The organism is Reichenbachiella sp., from assembly GCF_965233835.1.
GTDB lineage: Bacteria > Bacteroidota > Bacteroidia > Cytophagales > Cyclobacteriaceae > Reichenbachiella.
Window position 1 is genome coordinate 4,465,202 of the sequence record NZ_OZ247585.1, and the last position, 21,339, is coordinate 4,486,540.

General features: G+C 42.2%; 13 protein-coding genes. All 13 read right to left on the bottom strand.

From position 1 onward, the window contains the following. Window positions 1-5: 5 nt before the first annotated feature. The 13 genes from ACO6S2_RS18940 to ACO6S2_RS19000 all read right to left on the bottom strand — a co-directional run bounded on the left by ACO6S2_RS18940 (window position 6) and on the right by ACO6S2_RS19000 (window position 21,016). A complete protein-coding gene (locus ACO6S2_RS18940; protein ID WP_422360130.1) occupies window positions 6-467 on the bottom strand; it encodes a (2Fe-2S)-binding protein in 462 nt (153 codons plus the stop codon). Window positions 468-497: 30 nt separating this feature from the next. After that, window positions 498-2,879: a hypothetical protein gene (locus ACO6S2_RS18945; RefSeq protein ID WP_422360131.1), complete on the bottom strand. Its 2,382-nt coding sequence runs from the start codon at window positions 2,877-2,879 to the stop codon at window positions 498-500. A gap of 23 nt (window positions 2,880-2,902) precedes the next feature. Next, entirely contained in the window at window positions 2,903-4,876 is a 1,974-nt protein-coding gene (locus ACO6S2_RS18950) for a glycoside hydrolase family 127 protein (protein WP_422360132.1), read from the bottom strand. A 12-nt stretch (window positions 4,877-4,888) separates the two neighbouring features. Then, window positions 4,889-6,445 carry an MFS transporter gene (locus ACO6S2_RS18955; RefSeq protein WP_422360133.1) on the bottom strand — a complete coding sequence of 519 codons (1,557 nt, stop codon included), beginning with the start codon at window positions 6,443-6,445 and terminating at the stop codon, window positions 4,889-4,891. Window positions 6,446-6,485: 40 nt separating this feature from the next. Then, window positions 6,486-7,124 carry a bifunctional 4-hydroxy-2-oxoglutarate aldolase/2-dehydro-3-deoxy-phosphogluconate aldolase gene (locus ACO6S2_RS18960; protein ID WP_422360134.1) on the bottom strand — a complete coding sequence of 213 codons (639 nt, stop codon included), beginning with the start codon at window positions 7,122-7,124 and terminating at the stop codon, window positions 6,486-6,488. Beyond that, the gene (locus tag ACO6S2_RS18965; RefSeq protein ID WP_422360135.1) at window positions 7,114-8,055 is read right to left on the bottom strand and encodes a 2-dehydro-3-deoxygalactonokinase; all 942 of its coding nucleotides are present in this window, start codon (window positions 8,053-8,055) and stop codon (window positions 7,114-7,116) included. The genes ACO6S2_RS18960 and ACO6S2_RS18965 overlap by 11 nt, the downstream gene beginning before the upstream one ends. A 2-nt stretch (window positions 8,056-8,057) precedes the next feature. After that, window positions 8,058-9,497: an aldehyde dehydrogenase family protein gene (locus ACO6S2_RS18970; protein WP_422360136.1), complete on the bottom strand. Its 1,440-nt coding sequence runs from the start codon at window positions 9,495-9,497 to the stop codon at window positions 8,058-8,060. After that, window positions 9,475-10,647 (bottom strand): mandelate racemase/muconate lactonizing enzyme family protein, encoded by a 1,173-nt coding sequence (locus ACO6S2_RS18975; RefSeq protein WP_422360137.1) that lies wholly within the window; start codon window positions 10,645-10,647, stop codon window positions 9,475-9,477. The genes ACO6S2_RS18970 and ACO6S2_RS18975 overlap by 23 nt, the downstream gene beginning before the upstream one ends. Window positions 10,648-10,949: 302 nt before the next feature. Then, the gene (locus tag ACO6S2_RS18980; protein WP_422360138.1) at window positions 10,950-12,635 is read right to left on the bottom strand and encodes a T9SS type A sorting domain-containing protein; all 1,686 of its coding nucleotides are present in this window, start codon (window positions 12,633-12,635) and stop codon (window positions 10,950-10,952) included. Between the two features lie 280 nt (window positions 12,636-12,915). Next, the gene (locus ACO6S2_RS18985) at window positions 12,916-14,415 is read right to left on the bottom strand and encodes a family 16 glycosylhydrolase (protein WP_422360139.1); all 1,500 of its coding nucleotides are present in this window, start codon (window positions 14,413-14,415) and stop codon (window positions 12,916-12,918) included. A gap of 167 nt (window positions 14,416-14,582) precedes the next feature. Beyond that, complete coding sequence (locus tag ACO6S2_RS18990) at window positions 14,583-16,187, bottom strand: hypothetical protein (protein WP_422360140.1); 1,605 nt, start codon at window positions 16,185-16,187, stop codon at window positions 14,583-14,585. 11 nt (window positions 16,188-16,198) lie between these two features. Continuing rightward, window positions 16,199-17,911: a RagB/SusD family nutrient uptake outer membrane protein gene (locus tag ACO6S2_RS18995; protein WP_422360141.1), complete on the bottom strand. Its 1,713-nt coding sequence runs from the start codon at window positions 17,909-17,911 to the stop codon at window positions 16,199-16,201. 18 nt (window positions 17,912-17,929) lie between these two features. After that, entirely contained in the window at window positions 17,930-21,016 is a 3,087-nt protein-coding gene (locus ACO6S2_RS19000; protein WP_422360142.1) for a SusC/RagA family TonB-linked outer membrane protein, read from the bottom strand. Window positions 21,017-21,339 lie beyond the last annotated feature (323 nt).

The window sequence follows — 21,339 nt, forward strand, 5'->3', positions numbered from 1 at the left end:
GTGGGTTAGCTTTTTTGAATTTCGATTGAACGCTTGATGGCCGCTTTGATTCGACCATAGGTCCCACAACGACAAAGATTGCCATTCATGGCGATATCAATATCTTCATCGGATGGATTGGCATTGTTTTTCAACAGACCAATGGCCGACATAATTTGGCCGGATTGGCAATAGCCGCACTGAGGCACATTCAGCTCTGTCCATGCCTCTTGCACATGGTCGAAATCATCGCCTGCTGCCTCTATGGTCGAAATTGATTTCCCATCTACTACGCTCACTGGCAAACTGCAAGACCGAATTGGTCTGTCATCTAGCAGTACCGTACAAGCGCCACACAGTCCTTTGCCACATCCGAACTTTGTCCCGGTCATCCCCAGCGTATCTCGGAGCACCCATAGGAGTGGGGTGTCTGCCTCTACGTCAACCGAGTGGGTAGAACCATTGATAGAAATATTAAAAAATGCCATAAGATTTAATTTAGGTTCTACCGCTTGGATTTATTTAGAAACTTCGAGCAGCAACACACCATTAGGACTCAACTCAAACGACTCGTTCAGCGTTTGGCCGGTGAGCATATTCGTGGCTATAGCTGATCCACCATCTTTCCAGGTCAATTCCAAATTGGCAGTTTGCTTGCCAATATTCAAGATATTTAACCAATAGCTGCCGTTTTCATTTTGAACCACTCGCCAAGTACAGCCCTTATATGCCGTGCCGTTCGACTCCTTCAATTTCAAGTCCGCTAATTCACCAGCAATTACATCCAAAGATACAGTTGTTGCTTCAATGACCTCGCTCTTATCCAGAGACACAATGGTTCCAGCAGAAGGCTTCAAAGTCGCACTTCTTTCGGCTCCATACTCATTCATTTTTAGGCTGACTTGATCTATGACGACCGTGCCGCCCTGATCCAAATACTTCTGAACTGCATTGAATTCAGCATCGGTAACATACTCCGTCTGATACACCAAAATGGCATCCCAGCTGTCTTGATCTTGTTTCTTGATAATTTTTTCGGTAGCAAAGCCAATAGGAAAGCCTTCGAAATACAATGACTCATAAAGTTCAAAGAGCCCAGTCATGTGCTTCTTTTTGTTAATGGCGGACGTCTCAGAATAAAACAATCTTAACGGACGCTTTTGGTTTCTGAGGGCCATGAGTTCTTCCGAAAAGCTATTCATATCCATCATCACCTGCGCCACTTCATTCACAGTTTGTGGCTGCATATTGGCAGACCCTGCATAAGATCCTGCTAATGCAGGGTCCCAAAAATCAAGATCTCCCTCTAGTCTGTCCTCAGGCGATCCATCAGGGTCTCTGGCCCAAAACCAGCTCATACTGGCATCCATGCCATGAAGTGTGGCCAGCCAGAATACGCTTCTTACATATTCAGGATTTGTGTTCAAATCTCTCCATGCTCCTAGCGACAGGAAATGCGTTTCCGAGTTAACGTGAATTTTATTGGGAGCAACAGATTCCATGAAGTCATAAGAATAGGCTACTTCGTCCCACAAGTAGGCGTATCTCGCCTCCCACTTTTCTGCCGTATTTGGGTTTTTCAGGTTCCGTCCACCTTGAGCTTTAGCATCGTCTCCAATCATAGTTGTGAGTTCTGTCAAAGCTTCAAAATCTAATCCATGCGAGCGGTAGTCTTCAGAAAAATACCTCGGCATGACTTTGATGTGCGTGTTGGCATCGGGGTTCGCTGTATGCAATTCATTTTGAATATGGGTAAACCAATTGATCCCTCTATCCATATTGAATCGGCAGAAGTCGTACCACAGCGGCGTGCCTCTTTTGGCCTTGTCCATCGGAATTTCTACTTGTACCTGATCAAAGCCCGAATAGGCTGTTTGCCAATTGGCATTCAGCGCTTTAATGTTTCCTTGATACTTCTGGTTTAGCCAGGATCTGAAATAATTCAACGTATAAGAAGAAATGGCATTCATTTCTCCATATTTCTGTGTCCAATAGTCTTTCTCTGCAAACCAGTGCGGTTCGTTGGCCAGGATGTAACCCAGCTGAGTCACCTTCTTTCCTTTGGTTAGCTCTCCCGTTTTTCTGGCGATCTTGCCCCAGGTGTCGCGCACCAATGGGTTGTCCACATCGAACCCCAAGAAGAGCGACCTGCCCACTTGCGCTTCAGGCTCTTTGTGTTTGATCCACTGCGGTAATCCCGAATTCCAATAGATGAGGAATCCCGTGCTTTTATCAGAGATTGAGGTGACCTCCTTGAGCAACTCCTGGTCGAAACTACCATCTTCATTCATCATGAATGAGTTGATGGCTCGGTCGTGGTGCTCTTCATACAGGTTTTCTCCTCCGTGGTAAATGCGACCCAAGTGGTCGTTGTACACCTGCTCATTGTCTAGTGGAATACCTACGGACTTTGAAAAGTAATCGTGCAAGAAAACCGGCTTGCCATTGCTCAACAGCATGTCTTCGCCCACCTCTATATTCTCCCAGTCTACTTTGGGCGCAGGACGTCTCACAATCTGCCCGTCCAATACTTGGGTCAATTGCTCGATGCCACGATCCAGGATATCTATCACTTTCTGTCTTTCTAACTCAGGGAGCTCCTCTGCGTATTTGGCTTTTTCAGCCTCGTAGGGCTTGTAGTAACCGAATAGTTTTTCGACCTGCTCCTTGTTGGCTTCGTCCCAATCAGCAAATTTCAAAAACTCTTTTGAAAACCAGATGATGGTTTCCTCTCGCGAAGCATCTAGAGACTTGTTGTTGGCTTCATCGATGAGTTTCTCCAACTGATCGATTTTTGATAAAGCTTGCTGCTCTAAAGTCAAGTCTTGGTTAGAACAGGAACCTATGGTAAAACCAATGACAACCAGTACCCAACACGTATTTGCAAATATCTTTTTCATGTCTAATTTTTCAAATTTTAGTTTTACCACACTACAGGCATGAACACAGTCATTTCGGCCTGACCTCTGTTGCTCCAAGCAAAATAGGGTACCAGCTGTGTAGCATGTTTTTCCCATTCCGGCTTCTTCACATCTCTGTACATCGTATCGGTCTTGTCCTTGCGCAGGAGCAAATCCAATCCGATGGTAGTAACGCCACCCAAGAAGTCAGCCTTATAGTTCGGTGTGAGTGTGGATGACCCGTCGAAATAGACGTCAAGAATTTCTTCGTCTGCTGGCAAATCGGGTGACTCGATACAGTACACCACTGGTCCGTATTTTACTGCTACCTGATTTCTAACTTCTTCTATTCTTGGATGTCCTTCGATGAGCACTGGCTCGATCGGCAAATCCAACACGATTTCATCGCCGACTTGCCATGCTCTATTGATAATGGCGAAAGTGCCGATTTCAGCAGTCTCGGCTTCACCATTTACCGTCAAGATGGCTTGCTTGGCCCAGCTCGGAATCCGTACCATGATGTCGAAGGCCTCAGACTTACAAGCTTCCACTTTGATCTTCACCAAACCTTTCCACGGGTACTCCGTGTCTTGCGATAGTTTGATAGGCGAGCCATCACGCAAGGTGGTGTCGAGATTGCTGGCACCAAAGAGGTTGACAGATACGCCATTGTCTGCTAGACTGTAAGCCCAGCCCGACGACTTGGCTAAGGTGCGCACCAAATTAGGAGGGCAACAGAAGCAGCTCAAGTACGGTTCTCTATCCGGTGTTTCGGTTACGTTTTCGTGCGCTTCATAATCTCTGGTATTATTAACCATACGTAGCGGGTTGGAGTAGAAATAATCCTTTCCTTCGATGCTGATGCCCGACAAACCACTATTGTAAAGTACCAGTTCCATGATATCGGCGTACTTCGACTCACCGTGTATGCTCAACATGCGATGACTAAACATCGCGTTGCAGAGGTTGGCACAGGTTTCATTGTAGGCCGTCATGTTGGGCATCATGTATTCGTCTATGAAGCCCTCCTCAATCATGTCGAGGTTGGTGCTGGCACCAAAGTGTGCCTGACCTACCGCACCCGTCGCATACATTTTCTTCTCTGTCACATTCGCCCACAGTTTATCCAAGGCATCTATCAGTGCTTTTTCGCCAGTTTCGGCATAGACATCGGCAGCTCCTGCGTAATAGTAAAGTGCCAATACAGCATGGCCTACAGCTTCGCTAGATTCTCTAAGCGGCGTACGCTCCTGCACCATATCGCCTATCGGGTATCCCACTGTCGTGGAATGATGCTCTACTTCATATTTTCCCCGGCGGTTGATGAACTGCTCTGCTAGATTCAAATATTTTTTATTGCCAACTGTACGGTACAGCTCCACGAGCCCCATGATCTGCGTTTGGTTGAAACCAAATCGACCGTACTGCTTGGTTTCGGGGAAGAAAATGGTATAGAGCAAATCTGCCTGCTTAACGGCTATATCGAGAAAGTTGGACTGTCCAGTCGCACGATGATGCACACACGCACTAATCAGCAGATGGCCAGTGTTGTACATCTCATGATACTTCCTGTTTTCGTAGCGATCAGCATCAGCTCGCAGCTGAATTTGTGTTTGGATGTATCCATCCTCCTCTTGTGCTCGTGCGATGATGTCGATGTATTCATCAAGTTCTTTTTTCAGGTTCTCATCCTTAGTATGCGCATATACATAGGTCTTGGCTTCCATAAACTTGTAGAAGTCACCGTCATGCCAAAACATGCCTTTGTGTTCACCTTTTTTGTCACCAGCAGCAATTTTAAAATTGTTTAGCGCATGCCCTACATCTCCACATAAGACATCCCCCATATAGGGAACCATTGAATCCTTAACTACTTGAAATTTGTCCGCCCAAAACCCAGAAGTCCATTGTGAATCATCAATATTAATGCTCCTTAACTTGACATAAGGACTCTCGGAATTATTCATCGCTGACTTACTATGAAGCTCATTTTTCATAATTGATATTATTTATTTAGAGGCCAACTTTCGTTGAATCTCTTCTATTGACATATTTTTAGTTTCAGGCAGATACTTGATGAGCACAATTAGGCCTATACCTACCATAATAGCATAGAACATAAAGATGGCACTGCTGCCCATGGTAGCGAGTTGCCAAGGAAAAAATTGCTGTACCAGATAGTTGACTAGGCTGGAAATAAGCGCAAATAATGGAATTGCTACACCTCTTACGGCGATAGGGAAAAGCTCAGAAAAGAGTACCCACATAATAGGACCAATCGAGAAATGAAAGGCCGCGATAAAACTGAGGATGCCAAACAAAATCAGATTGGCATTCATGGAGGCTGCTTTCTCTAGCAACAGACTGGAAAAGTCTCTGGTGGCATTAACACCCAATATGGGCTTTAATGCCTCCTTGAATTCGGTATCACTACCGTACGATGCGCCAGCAATAGCTTCTAACTTCTGATATTCAGGAATGGCGTTTAGCTCTGAGATGGCTTCTTTGCTCAGCGAATACTTGGCCGAGGCAAAACCATATGAACACATCGCCAAACTCGCAATGATCCAGATCAGACCCCAGATCACCATTGGCCTGCGTCCCAATTTGTCTACCAGCATTAGCGCCAAGATTGTAAAGAACACGCTCGTAAGTCCCATCCAAACTGACTGCATAAAGGCCGAGTCCGTTCCCAACCCAATTTGCTCTATAACTGTTGGTGCATAGAACATCACCGCATTAATGCCTGTAGCTTGTTGAACTAAGGCCACTGTTACACCGATGATCAGGGTGAGTCGCATCGGCCTGCTCATTATCACCCCCAACTGTGTTTTGATCGATTGGTCTGTTCCACTTTCCTGAAGACTATTTTTCATTTCCATTAAATGGTCATCCACTTCAGCCTCGCTCTTATAAATCTTAGATAATGCTCTTTTAGCCTCATCGGTTCGTCCTTTATACAACAACCAAGAAGGACTTTGAGGAATGATAATGAGCAGAACCAACCACAACAAACATGGTAACACTTCAGACCCCAGCATCCAACGCCATGTGTATTCATCCAAACCAATGGCCTGTACCCACGAAGCACCACTATCAGAAGATCTAAGGATTAATAGATTGATAAAATAAGCTGCAGAAAGGCCAATCACAATATTGATTTGTGTCATTGAAACCAGCTTGCCTCGCCACTTCGGTGGCGCTATTTCGCCTATATACATCGAAGCAAGAGTAATAGAGCTAAATGCTAATCCTCCTAAAAACCGTGCTGCAACCAAAAAACCAAAAGAAGGTGCGAATGCCGACCCCAAAGCGGAAATCAGATATAATGCTGCTATGATTTGTAGTGAACGCTTTCTGCCGATCAAGTTGCTAGCATACCCTGCAAAAGGCAGCGCGACTAGCACGCCAAACCCTGGTGCACTCACAGCCATACCTAGCTGTAACTCTGATAGAGAAAACTCTTTGGATATGTAGTTGACCGTACCAGAAATAAGCGCAGCATCCAGGCCGAAAATAAATCCGCCCAGGGCTACGATGGTGGCATATAAAAAGGCATTTTTCATTTCAATTCTTTCGTTAGTAATTAATTGTTTTCGCAGTGGATCAGTTTCTGATTTGATCAGCAATACCCTTGAGGTGAGCGACCAATCCTTTATGATCCCTATCCTTCAGCAAGGCTTCGTTGATCAGTGAGCTGCCCATACCGGCACCGAAGGCACCAGCATCGAACCACGTACGGATATTGTCGCCAGACACTCCGCCGGTAGGCAATAGCTTCAAGTCATTGAGCGGTGCGAGCACATCTTTGACGTATTGTGGTCCCAGCGAAGTAGCCGGAAATATTTTGACCGCACTGGCACCCAGAGTCCAAGCTTTATAAATTTCTGATGGTGTATAAGCCCCTGGAAATATTGGCACACCCAACTCCACGGCTTTCGCCATTACCGTTTCGTCCAGCACCGGGGTAACGATAAACTGTGCACCAGCATTTACCGCCTTTTCTAAGTCCTCTATCGCACACACCGTACCGGCGCCAATGGAGAGTTGTGGGTATTTTTCCGACAAGCCAGCGATGATTTTCTCAACGCCGGTCGTATTCATGGTAATCTCCAGAGCATATAGCCCTGCACCAACAAAGGCGTCGGCAATGAACATGGATTCTTCCACGGTGTAGCCCCTGAGAATACCGACTATTGCACCCTTTCGGGTAAAATCTTCTATGTTAAACTTTCTAGTTTCCATGAATATCTAAAATTTTTCTTTGACCTCTGAACAGAGATTTTCGCAGGGTAGCATTTTCAAAAAAGGTAAGTTGTTCTCTATCTAGAAATGACTCCAGAGCCAGTTTGTACAATGGGAAAGTTGCTTCACCAGCAGCCAAATAGATGTGGTCTGATTTGCCCTTCAAGTAGGACAACTCATCTCCGATTAGCAGTCCACTGAGATAGAAATATCCTTCTTGTGGTGCTTGAGACTCAAACATTTGCTTAGATCGCACGGACAAGAGATGAGTGGCACAGCCATCTTGCAGACCGAGTTTAACGCCGTCTAGAAAAGAGACTTGGTAATTATCCGCCCATACCGATGGACGGATCGAATTTTCTAAAATGGAATGGTCAGCCAACACACTAAATAATTCACCCGTCATGAAGTTCTTCATCTCAGTGAATTGATCTCCGACAAAGTCTAAGTGCTTGGCATGAGTACCTGGAAGAATTAAAATTCCATCTTCTGTCAAATCGTCGGCCAAGCCTATGGCTTGGACTTCTTCACCCCTCATGAATCCAGTAGCCCCCCTAGCCCCCGAAATCAAGAGTATCTCCTTTCTATTAGGCAAAGGGATGGATTCTGTAATCAGGTCTTTACCAGAGGTTTTTAGAGGCATTTTTGCATAAGGCAATTCCTTTAGTCCCAAGGTAGAGGAAAGCATACCAGAGCATACCATAGGCACATTTTCCCAATCCGGAAAAGATGTTGAAAGCTGCTCTGTGATAAAGTCAAAGAAAACCTGCTCTTGTGCTTTGCCTATCCTTTTTGCTTCATTGTTGAGCCACTTCACCCCATGAGTGGATTTGTGCTCTTTGAGAATCTCTAGAGAGTTTCTATCAACCAATCTCAACCTAAAATTGGTAGTGCCCCAGTCACAGCTTATAAATTGACTTTGATTGGACATGGCTATAAAGTCTTAGTCACTCGCTTCTTGACCAAATAATCATCAAGTGCGTATGGAGAACAATCATGACCAATTCCACTATTTTTTATTCCTCCATGAGGAAGGTAAATGTCATATTTGACACCATTTAGTTGAACCTCTCCAAAGGCTAGATGCTTTGAAAAGTAGTCCAACTTGTTTTCATCAGAAGAAAACACATAGGAGGCTAGTCCCGCTTCGGTATCATTGGCAAGTCCAAGAACCTCTTCCTGAGATTTGAATGGAACGATCAAACTTACCGGCCCAAATATCTCCTCTTGTAAAACAGCTGCTTTAGGATTACTCAACCGAATGGCAGTAGGCTCAAAATAGTAGCCAGGTTTGTCTATGGATTTACCTCCTGCGAGCACTTGGCCACCTTGAGCAACTGCATCGTTTATTATGTTTTGTATTTTATCAACTGACTGACGGTTGGCCATGGGACCTATATCAGGATTATCATCCTTGTCAAATCCAATTTTGGCTTCGTTAAACTTGGCCACAAGGCCTTCAGAAAATTGGTCGATTATACTTTCGTGGATGAAGTAGCGATTGGGCGCTACACAAATCTGACCACTATTGTACAATTTCATGCCTGCACCTAGTTCGATTGCAGCACTTACATCAGCATCATCGAAGACTATAAATGGCGCGTTGCCACCACACTCCATGCTATATCGCTTGATCGAAGACTTGCTACTCTGCTCTATCAACTTTTGTGCGGTTTGTGTAGAACCAATCATAGTGATCAGCTGTGGAATAGTACTCTCACAGAGAGGAATACCTACCTCAGGTGTGTCTCCACAAATCACTGTAATCACCCCTTTCGGAAAATTGATTTGGTGTGCAAGTTCACCAATGATGTATGCGGATATTGGAGAAAATTCAGAAGGCTTTAGGATAATACTACAACCTGCAGCCAGCGCCGGTCCTAACTTAAACCCTAGATTTAGTAAAGGGAAATTATAAGCCAAAAAAGCAACAGCAACACCTAGTGGTTGGCTAACCATGTGATGAGTGTGCGTCCCATCTCTATCTACAATTTCAGTCTCTTGAATTTTTTCAATTTCTTCTGGGTAGTATTCTAATGAATCAGTAATGCTCTTGAAGTCCTCGGCCGTGACATGCCAGTTTTTACCCATTTCGAACATGATACTATCACGGAGCAAGTCTTCATTTTTGATCAACTGATTTCGGAGTTTAGCAATCCATACATTTCGTTCCGCTATAGGCATAGCTGACCAAAGCTCAAAACCTTCTTGTGCTGACTTAAGTGCTAATTCGGTATCTTCCTTACTAGCCCAAGCGACAGAGCCACATACTTCGCCGTTTCCAGGACTTACCACCTCAAATGTGGATCCAGAAGAGCCTTCTCTCAATTCACCATTAATATATAATTTCCTATGCCCGAATTTTAAACTCATCTTGCTTCTCTGTTAATTCACAATCCAAATACACTTCCAATTTTTCGATATCTACATCTGCACCATGACCTGGTACATCTGGTACAGTGAGCTGCCCATCATTGATGTGCAATTTATGGGTGGTCACTTCATCACGAAGGGCGTTTTCTGTTCGATCCAATTCCATAGTAGGAAGATCTCCATACATTCTGCCTGGGTTCTTGTCCAAATTCGATACAAAGTGTGCAGCAGTACTAATTGCTATCCATGTACCCCATGTATGAGGCACCACATCTTTGTTGTAGGTATGAGCCAAAGTACCAATCCTTTTGGCTTCGGTAAGCCCTCCGCACGCACAAATATCTGGCTGCACTATGTCTACACATTCATTTTCCAACAGTCTCTTGAAACCAAACGTCAGATACTCACATTCACCGCCTGCTATGGGTATAGAGGTATTGTCTCTCAACCTTTTATAACCATTATAATCCTCCGGAGACACTGGTTCTTCAAACCACCCAATGTCATATTTTTCTAATTTCTTGCTTAGCGATATTGCTTCCTGATAAGAATAGGCGTGATTAGAATCAACCATCAACCGTACGTTTTCACCAATGGCCTCACGAATGGCTGCAACCAATTCTACATCCCTCTTTATGCCAAGTCCTACTTTCATTTTCATGGCTTTAAATCCTTGATCCTTATACATCAGGGCTTCTTCTACCAAATGACCTTTTAGGTCATCTACTCTTTCAAAATAAAGACCAGTAGCATATGGCTCAATAACCGGGTTCTTTTTACCACCAAGCAAAACGGAAATAGGCAAGTCTAGCAATTTGCCTTTGACGTCCCACAGGGCAACATCAATGGCACTGAGCGCTGCCTGAAGCACACCACTTCTAGCATAATCTAAGGATCTCAGATACATTTCTTGCCAGATGGATTCATGCTCAATAGCTTTTTTCCCAATAATAAATGGTTTGAAAAAATCTATACCGGCTTTGATGACTTGTGCAGGGCCATAGCCTTCACCCCATCCATAGGTACCATCTTCTAGCGTAATTTTTACAATGCAAATCTTTCGTGTATCATACTGCCATTGCGAAAAATAAAATGGAGTGTCTAGTTGATGTGTTATTATATATGGTTCTATTTTTTCAATTCTCGACATATGCTTCAAAGGATATAAAATTTTTAGATCTCCAATCTCTTCGAAATCCTATCATTGAGTGAGACCAGTTAGTATATCAAAAGTACAACTGGGCTATACAAAGTACATCAGGAAATTTATCTTCGACTTCTTCGATTTTACCTTTAATTATTATGAGCTATCTCTACTTTTCACAAGGAATACGCGCTGGTTGCTGGTGCTCAATCACTCAAAATTTGAAATGCTTGCCATTTTTCAGATTTAACGCACAAAAAAAGCAGTCCTATTTACTAAGACTGCTTTGACCTTTCACTCGTTAAGAGTTATCTTTTGATAAACCTGACCGATTGTTGTTGTGAAATTTTTATAAAATAAATTCCTGATTGGAGATCTTCGACGTTTATTTCTCCATTCGTAATATTTCGCTTGATGATTTTTCCCCAAGCATTTACAATTTCGACTTCCTGTAGCTGCCTGTGCAATGAACTAATTTTCAAAACATTAGTGGTAGGATTCGGGTACACATAAACGACGTTCTGCGGATTTCCAACACTATTGATTGATACAAGTTTAAAGTCTACTTTATAGGTTTTTTTAGTAGTTCCATCTTCAGCCGTCACTACTACAATAGCTTCGCCATCTGATGATGAAGCTTGTGTAACAGCGGCAGAAGCAAACTCATCCATAGTAGCAGCAGTTACGGTAGGAGTTGAGACATCTACTGGCAAGTAAATTACATAATCTGATGTAGTAGATTCAAAACCTGTCACCAACGTACCATCTACGTTTAACTCAGCAAGGGCTGCATCTGTCGATGGAATTTTTGCAGCTATGGTAAAATCTACCGTATAAGTGGTAGTGGAAGCATCCTGAGCCGTTACTAAAACGGTAGCTTCTCCATCTGCGCTGCTCGCCTGAGTAATATCAACGGTAGCTGCAGCATCTTCTTTGGTAGCGCTTACTACAGGTATGTCCGTTGTGCCGTATGGGTATTCTACTTGGTAGGACAAAACATCAGAAGCAAAACCAGACACTGTTGCTCCATCTACTTGAAGATCTGACAGATTTGAATTTGTGGAAACAAAGGCGGCCACTGAGAAATTGACTGTATATTGATCTGGTGTTGTTCCGTCTTCTGCCATGATATCTATAGTGGCCGTACCATCTACTGCTCCTGCTTGAGTTATAGTAACATCAGCATTCATATCTGTCGCCGTAGCCGAAACTACTGGAATGTCTGTCGTACCAAATGGCAATTCAACATTGTAAGTCTTGGTAGCAGGATCGAATCCAGCAACAGCAGTATCGTCATAGCTGATATCAGAAAGTGTAGCATCTGTACCTGCAACATATACGACTACATCCCATGTATCAATATCTATGTTCACTCCTGGGTCTGTAACTCCATCTTTACTGACGCGAAAATCTAAACCTGCAGCGGCCCCATCGGTTGTGAAGACCAAATTATGATAAATCCATTCGCCATCATTATCGGCATCTACAACAATGGTCGATGACTCAGCCAACACATTTGCCGCATTGCCGTTTTCTGAAACCAAAATTCTATAGTTACATTGACCATGACTTCTGATTGCCACTGTCCATCTGTAGGTTCCAGCCGCCAACAAATTGGCATTTTTCATTGTCTTAATAATGTTAAATGCATCAGTCCTGACGGCTCTGGGGAAATCATATGCCCATGTGTTATTTGGAGTAGCCTGTAGCGTAATAAATCCGGGTGTACCGTTATGCCCATCATTGGGAGTTCCTCCAGGTCCATCGTTGTCAGGGACACCGTCATCCTCTGCAGCACTATTCCAGGATAGATCTGGTCTTAATGCTGCTGTCCAAGTATTAAAATAATCTGTTCTATTGAAGAATGTGCCTTGATTTTTCCAGCCATCCCAATCCCAGTCTTTAGAATACTCAGTGATCTGTGCTTCGGCGGCAGTGTATCCACCAAGCACCATAGTCACCAATAGTAGTAGTTGTTGTAGTTGTTTCTTCATGCTTTGTCTTTTGAATAATACAAATAATATCACGTCATTTCTGACATTAGATACAAGGCAGCATGTAGATGACTGCTTTGCATTGACGTCTTTCGCTGCCGGAGGATAATTTTCTAACAGCTATTTGCAAGATCAACAATGTCAAACACGAACGATTTGCATTACTTATCCTATAGTAAAACTATTTTACCCCTCTAAGGACACCCGCTTAAACAAAAAAATCTTCCACTTTACGGTGGAAGATTTTCTAAACAATCACACTATTATCTATTTCGAAAACTTAGAACTTTTCAAATCGAATGGTATCAGATTTTTCTCCTGAGTTAACTCTAAATATGTACATCCCATTGGAAAAATTACTGACATTAATTTTTTTACGCTTTAGAGGAACCTTAACTGTAGATTGATATACAATTCCTCCTAACAAATCATAGATTACAATTTCAGCTCCATTATCAAATGTTCCTTCAACAGAAATATCATGTTTAGATGGATTGGGAAATAGTCGAAAACTTGAATCCAGAGACGGAGTAGAAAGAACTAAATCAGTCACCTGAATATTAGCAATTTCTTCCATCACCACAGTGCTATTGTCTTCGTTATCATTGGTAAACTCAGCATTTAAAACATAATAATTGCCTTCTGGAAGCTCGGATGTAAGTACAATATCTTCAGGCAGATTCAAGGTAACTGAAGATTCTCCTGCTACAGTTCCTGCTATTTTCGAATCCGCCACTTCATATTCGTCAACTACAGACCCAATTGAATTTTTCTGTTGTAGTTTGAGTGTAAGTCCTGATTCAGTAGTAGGTATTTGAAATCCACTACCCGCATCATAAGTATAGTCAAAAACGATAGGAATAGAAGGTGAAAACTGTTTCGTTGTCAAAAGTTCTGAGTCAGCCAAAATTTGCGAGGGCGCAACCCAAGATCTTACATAGTCGCAGTACATTTCAGTAGGGAAACCCTCAGGTGATTCCAATGTCTCAATTACAGTACGAACGCCATCAATATATTTTTCATATGGGTTTCTCAATCCCATGGACACTGTAACATTCATAGGCAAGTGCCAATATAAGTTTTTCTTTCTTCCTCTCTCAACACCATCTACATACCAAATGATAGAATCCACACGATTCATCACTCCATAGGTATGATAATCATCTCTTGGATCCCAATCGGCTTCCCAAGAATTTCTTGTAATTTCTCCATAACCTTGGCCTGGCCTGATCCACGTAAGTTCTCCATCTTTGATGATGCGGGCATGAAGGTTCATTTCGATAGTCTTAAGTTCACCTACAATCTGAAAAATCTCTACTGCATCGATTTCGCTATACTGTACACCTCCTTCTTCTGTAGGCGTAGGCTCTCCTTGGCTGTACAACCAAAAAGCAGGTGCCTCACCAGGCCAATTGTCACAAGCCTTGATCTTAGCTTCAAAATATCCGTATGTGATTTTTTGAGGGATCTGAACGATTCCTGATGTGAAATAATAATCCTTCCCTCCACGTTGATGAGGATCATGCTGCATTTGCAAAGCCAGGACGGTGTCTTTTACATAGGCATTTTCTGGTTCCCAAGACCAAGTTCCCCAATCACCAATATCATTATTCCATTTATCAGTATCTAAAGAACCTGTATTAAACTCATCCGAGTATCCTTCTTTAAACTCCCACTGCGTATTTGGGTGCGATACTGGTTTTTGTGACCAAGCTAACGTGGTGCTAAAAAAAAGTACGGCTATAGCGCTACCCTTTGTGATGATATCCAACTTTCTCATTATTTCTACTCTCTAATTTATAACCCAAAATAAGCTTAAAACTCAACGACTGCCTCTCTATCAATTATCTTCTGGTGAAACAATTTTATCCAATTGTTGTAGATCGGCTAATATGAAAAAGCCCACCTCTCAGGAGGCGGGCTTAAATAATTAATCTCAATATCTATTTATGGTCTTGGATTCCATGTCTGTAAAACCAGTTCATCTATATAGAAAACCAAATTGTTGCCTGCAAAATTCACAGGATTGACAGCTATTGTCGCACCAGCATCAGTCTTATTGGTAGTTGATACAATATCCTCCACCATTACCCATTCGCCTACGGGAATTACATTAAAAAACTCAGCAGGTCCATGGTTGCCCCATCCCATTTCTAGTTCTGGCATACGAAGTTTTAAATGTGTATTACCAGGCGTTGTGAGAGCAGTTTCCACATATACCCAAGCAGTCAATTTAGCTGTTTCACCTATTCCTTCATGATCCATTAAATGTTGGCTTCCTCCCGAATTTTGAGGAAAAATGGCCACATTACCTACTCCTGGATCAACATCTACTTTTAAACTAAAGCTTCCATCATGCACTTGAGTAGATGACTTGGTAGCTGTGAAATCCGTGGATAGACTTCCATTCCACCATGAGTATGGAGGATGGAAATTATGCACCCAGGTCACCTCAGAGTCAGACTTTTCGAAACTATGATCAAAATCATTGGATTCAAGGAAATTCACTACTTCGTGAACAAGGTCAACTTCAGTAAAACTATCTACTTCTTTTTGATCGGCAGATATCAAATTACCCCCGACAAAACTTACGTTGACCTGATCATCAGAATAAACGGTTTCATTATCCAAAGTCAAGATGATTTCGGCAGGATTATCCGGATTGGAGGCTGCCTCTAAAATTGATGGCGTGATTGTACCTGCCCCTACTGTCTCTATGACTACAGAGAAGTCACTTGCCTCCACAGTTGAAGGATCAATGTCTCTCGAGAACTCAACAGCAATACCACCATCTCTGTCAGATATCTTGAATACATCTACTGGTTGTGTAGAACCAATTGTCTGAACAAAATTGGTGAATCTAATGGTATCTGCACTTCTTGGCTGAGGGCGAGTAAACGCCGCCGTCATATCGTATGTACCTAATGATCCATACTTCACATCAAAATAACCTACCGCAGCCTCATCTTCTAGATAAGTTGCACCATCAAAGTTTCCAGAGATCACTGTAGGGTCTCCAATAGACTCATATGTATACCTTAATGTAGTACCAGCAACGATCTCTAATTTCGATTCACTCTGAAGAGGTATTGCTAATCCTATTGATCCATCTTTGTTAAGCACATTTGCCTTGATACTCGTAATTTCGACTCTAGGCAAAACTGTAACCGCTATCAAAGTGTCAAGCTCTGAACCTAGCTTCTCCTCTTCTCTTTCAACATAGGCAGAATCTTCGAATACCTGATGAAGGTTTACATCAAAATTACCCGCTTGTAGAAAGTAGACCGCTACTTGAGCATCTGAAAGCTCCCCTTCTAGTAAAATTGAATCTGGAAATGTCCAAAGTCTTTCAATTACCCCTTGAGACACATCCGCAAAATCAATTCTACTCCCAACCGTAATGGTATTAGCATTCTGTTCCTGATTGGTATAGAATATTCTGTGACTGGTCGTAGGACCAGCTGGTCCAATTTCTTCTTCACAGCTCACACATGCAAGGATCAAAAATAGACCCATGATGTATTTATATATGTTTTTATTATAGTTCTTCATGTTTCCCATTTTTATAGACCGTTGTTCAACTGAATTTCCAATGTCGGAATTGGCAAATAATCGTGTGCCTCAGAAGTATAGGCATTTGCATTATTCACATAATCCAATCTAAACTTACCATTGATGTACAACGGTGGCTGATTGTCACCACTACCACTATTGGTTGAATATCTTGCTATTCTGATATCCTCTACAGCTTTGTTTGCGTCGAGCACATCTTTGACGATCCCCCACCTCACCAAATCATTCCAACGACCACCTTCAAAACACATTTCAATTGGTCTTTCTACCATTCTCAGGTGAGTCAAAACGTTTGCCGCACTGGCTGATACTTCTGGTCTCACACCATAGGCATCCTTGCTCACATGTAATTGTGGAATCGTACCATTGGCATCAATATAATCTTGTAAGAGTACAACACCAGCCCTATTTCTAACCATGTCGATATAATCTATAGCAGTAGCAACATCAGGAGTAGCTTGAGACAATAGTGCCTCAGCATACATCAGATAAACTTCTGCTAACCTCATAATTCTCACATTAATCGAAGTCCGACCTTGGCCGTCCTCACTTTCCTTCCAATACCAATTCGTGTACTTCTTGATATAGGCACTTTCTCCAAAACTCCAAGGCTTATCAGCTTGCTCTGCAGGTACCTTGTTGTAATACAGCCCTTCATAGTTAGACGGTACGATTGAAGCATTGAATCTAGCGGAGTGACCGTTTGAACCTGCTACTGAATCTGTTAGCATTAACTCATGAATGAAGTAAGAAGCAAACATTGAACGATACCCTCCTAATGCCTCTGCGGCTGCCTGTCTAGGCATGTTGGTCGTCTCAGTACTGGTATTATATGGTGTATTATCCACCTGAAATGCGTTGGTAACCCCAGAATTAAAATCCTCATTATAAGGGACCTCAAATATCGACTCAGCATTGAGTTCAGTCAAATGAGAAAAATTATCAAGAGGATCAGAAACAAGGCTGTATGGGCCATTGTCTATGACATCCTTTAACTCGGCTGCAGCCAATTCGAACTGATTATTGAACAAGTACGCTTTGCCCAATAAGGACTTAGCTGCTCCCCAAGTAGCTCTACCCAAGTCTTCACCAGACCATGACATAGGAAGCTGGCCAATAGCGAATTGTAAATCGGGCACAATTACACTATCCATCACCTGATCAATAGTAGAAAGTTCCAAATGGAGTTCTTCTGTTAGCCCTTCTGCGCTGGTAGTAAGAATGGCTTGTCCGAAATTGTGAACAATCTTAAAGTAATAGTAAGCTCTCAAGAAACGTGCCTGAGCAATTATTACATTTTTATTGTTTTCTTCAAACTCGGCATCATCGATTTCAGTCACATTGTTAATGACTTGATTCGCTCTAAAAACACCTATGTAAGGTTCAGCCCATGCACTGGTTACATTTGGATTGTTATCGGTAACGTTCAAGTCTTTGAATGTCAACCAAGGTGTCCAATTATTGGTAGAAAGCATATCACTTCGTATATCCAATCCCCATACAATAAGTCCGTTTACTGCTGGAAACTGAAGCGCACCGTACACAGTAGTTAACGCAGCATTTGCATCCGCTTCATCCAACCAAAATACGTCAGAAGAAATTGCGTTAGGATTTACTTTTTCTAAAAAAGTATCCTCATTGCATGATGTAGCTACTACACCAAAGGCCAATACAAGGCCAAAAATTTTAAATATATTTTTCATGATCAATACTTATTTTAATTAAAAGTTTAACTCAAGCCCAAGCATGAACTGACGTGTAATCGGATAACTTCCGCTGTCAACACCTCTGGTCAAAGGACCATTTCCGCCAATTTCAGGATCGTATCCTTCGTAATTAGTAAACGTAAATGGGTTCAAGGAACTGAAGTAAACTCTCATATTTCCTACACCATATTTTTGCAGTGCTTTGATATTATACCCGAGCGACAACATTCTAATTCTAAAGTAAGTGCCATCTTCCAAGAAATAATCCGAACGTGATCTAACATTGGCATGTGTTGGGGACCTGTAAATTGGAATGTCAGATTCGGTGTTTTGAGGACTGTACATGGTGTATAGGTCTAGGTGTCTGCCACGCGCATAAGCGAACATTTTCGCACCATTGAACACTTTGGCTCCATGTGAGTAATATCCTTGGACTGCGAAATCGAAATTTTTGTACTTCAAGTTCACATTGATTCCCATTTCGAAATCAGCCTGACCTGATCCCATATAAACTCGATCGTTGTCGTTAATTTCCATGTCAGTGGTATCTGTATTTACATACATCAAATCACCCATGTTAGCGTCCGGATCAAGTTCTTGATATTCTGCCAATTGCTCTGGTGTCTTTATGATACCGTTGGTAGGAATGAGAAAAAATGCTCCCGCTGGATAACCCACTGCGAAAAATGTTGTATTATCATCTCCAGGAATGGTTTGCACTGGGCTACCACCAGGATATCCACGTTCTGGTCCATTCAAACTGGTCACCGTATTTCTATTCCTTGTAAAAGTTCCTGAAATAGAGTACTCAAGTCCAAAACTGGTTTGACTTCTATAGGACAAAGCAAGTTCTATTCCTTTGTTTGTCATATTACCTGCATTCGTGTTTCTAATTCCGAAATCATTTACCGCACCAGGTACGTAGGTTCCTGCACTTAGAGGTAATAATTGCCCTAAGAGCATATCCTCGCTATCAGTGATATAGTAGTCAGCAGTAAATTGTAGTTTATTGTTAATGAACCCGGCGTCTAAGCCTATGTTTTTAGAAATCGATGTCTCCCATTTTAAATCAGGATCAACATGAGTCCTTTGAACTAACCCACTGGACAGTGCCTCTTCAGCTCCGAACAAATAATTCACACCAGATTCTATGATTGGTGTATAGCTGTATGGCGCAATATTACTATTACCCACTGTACCCCAACTGGCTCTAAACTTCAAATCATTGATGAATCCAACATTAAAGAAAGACTCCTCAGCCACGTTCCAACCTAAAGAAACAGACGGAAACGCTTCGTATCTATTTTCTTTGCTAAATCTGGATGACCCATCATACCTAACTCCCATTGAAATCAAGTATCTATCTGCAAAGTCATATTCCACTCTGGCATATTTCCCCGTTTGTGACCACTCTTGTAAATCGCTGGTCGGAGATCCTGGTGTTTCACCCGCTCCCAACACCTGGATAAAATTTCGTGATTGTTCCGACATGGACACACTCACACCGACTTGATCTTGCACATAATCTTCATAGGACAACACACCCGTAAAAGACACGCTATGCTTGCCGAAATCCTTTTGATAGGATAAAACATTTTCCCAAGATCGGTTAGTTCTCCATAGATAGTTTTCTCTTAACGTAGCATTCGGACGACCCGCACTAGCACTCAGGAGACCTTCGTTATTATAAACCAGGTATTTAGGTTCAAATCGTACTCTCCTATTCTGGTAAGTATTTTGACCTAATCTCACTTCTAGGTTCAATCCGTCAATTACTTGATATCTAGCGCGCATCGCAAAATTGTATCGATCTCCATTGGTCTCATCTGTATTAGCCAAGTTGGCAGACAGCTGACTATAGTTGATTTCCCCTCCATCCGGAACTAGTACACCGTCTCCAAATTCTGGGAGATCTTTGATAGGTGTATTCCATGGCTTTTGTCTGATTGCATTCTCATAGATAGCCCATGGCTCCTGTTCTCTTTCTTCTTGACTCCACCCTAAACTTGTGAAAATTGAAAATTTTCCGTTTTCTGATCTATAATTACCTGTAAGACGGGTAGACAATCTGTCGAACAATGAATTTATAAGTACACCTTCTTGCTTGAAATAATTGACGTTTGCATTAAACGAAAATCCTCCATTGCCTCCTGAAACATTAAGGTCATAATTCATGATAGGTGCATTATCATTTTGGATATCACCCACAAAATCTGAATTGTTTTGAAGTGAATTGGGGTTTTGAGATAAAACAAAAGGGGATCTATTTTGCGCTGCCAATTGTATCTCATCATGGTAGAATTGTTCATGCAATCCCATCAATGGAGTACCCGAAGTGATCTTCTGAATCCCATAGTAAGAACTCATGTCAATACTTAGCTTGCCAGCGGCACCCTGTTTTGTCGTAATCAATATTACTCCATTGGCTCCTCTTACACCATAAACGGCAGCAGAGCCAGCATCTTTTAGTACGTCAATAGATGCTATCTGACTCGGCGCAATATTCGGATTGTCTGAATAAGGGATACCATCAACCACAAACAAAGGTGTATTATCTCCCTGCAGAGAACTAATACCTCTAATCTGAATATTAGATTGTGCCCCAGGCGCTCCACTAGACGCTTGTACATTGACCCCAGCAATCTGTCCTTGCAGTGCGTTGCCCAAATCTGGAACTGGAATGGCGGTTATTCTGTCGCCACTCAAGTTGCTAACTGCTCCAGTAACTTCCTTTTTCTTCTTTGAGCCGTATCCGATCACGACTACTTCTTCTAAAGATTTTACGTCAGATATTAAACTCACATCGAGAGTGGACCTGCTTCCCACTTCCACTTCTTGAGTCTGAAACCCAATGAAACTAAAAACCAAAGTAGCGCCTTCTGCCACGTCTATTTTATAGTTTCCTTCAATATCGGAGATTACTCCAGTGGTAGTACCTTTTACAAGTACATTCACACCTGGTAGAGATTCTCCTTCTCCAGACACTTTACCAGATACGGTATTATTTTGTGCCTGCACAAATCCAAAACTTATCATCAGCATCAGCGCTGATAATAGGCATTTGAATTTTGCTTGTTTTCTAACAAGTAGTTTTAGATTCATATTATTTTGTTTTTGTGTACTGATAATTAAGAGTAGAATGAACGCGAAGTCTAGACGACTTCCTTTCATCATTCTTCAATTACATTACTAAGCTTAGGATGTATAGCTATAGCTATAAAACAAATGTAGTTTAGGCCTTGAGGAAGCTTATTGCTAGATTTACCCTTCACTTCTTCAATATTACCCTACTAGATTTGCCCTAGCTTGTACAACTAATGGGTAGGCTCGTTTTGATTAGAAAACACATGCAAAATTCCTAATAATTCGGCTGACAACCAAAAAACAAGAAATGTCGAACGATGTCGTCAATTGCGGAATTAAGA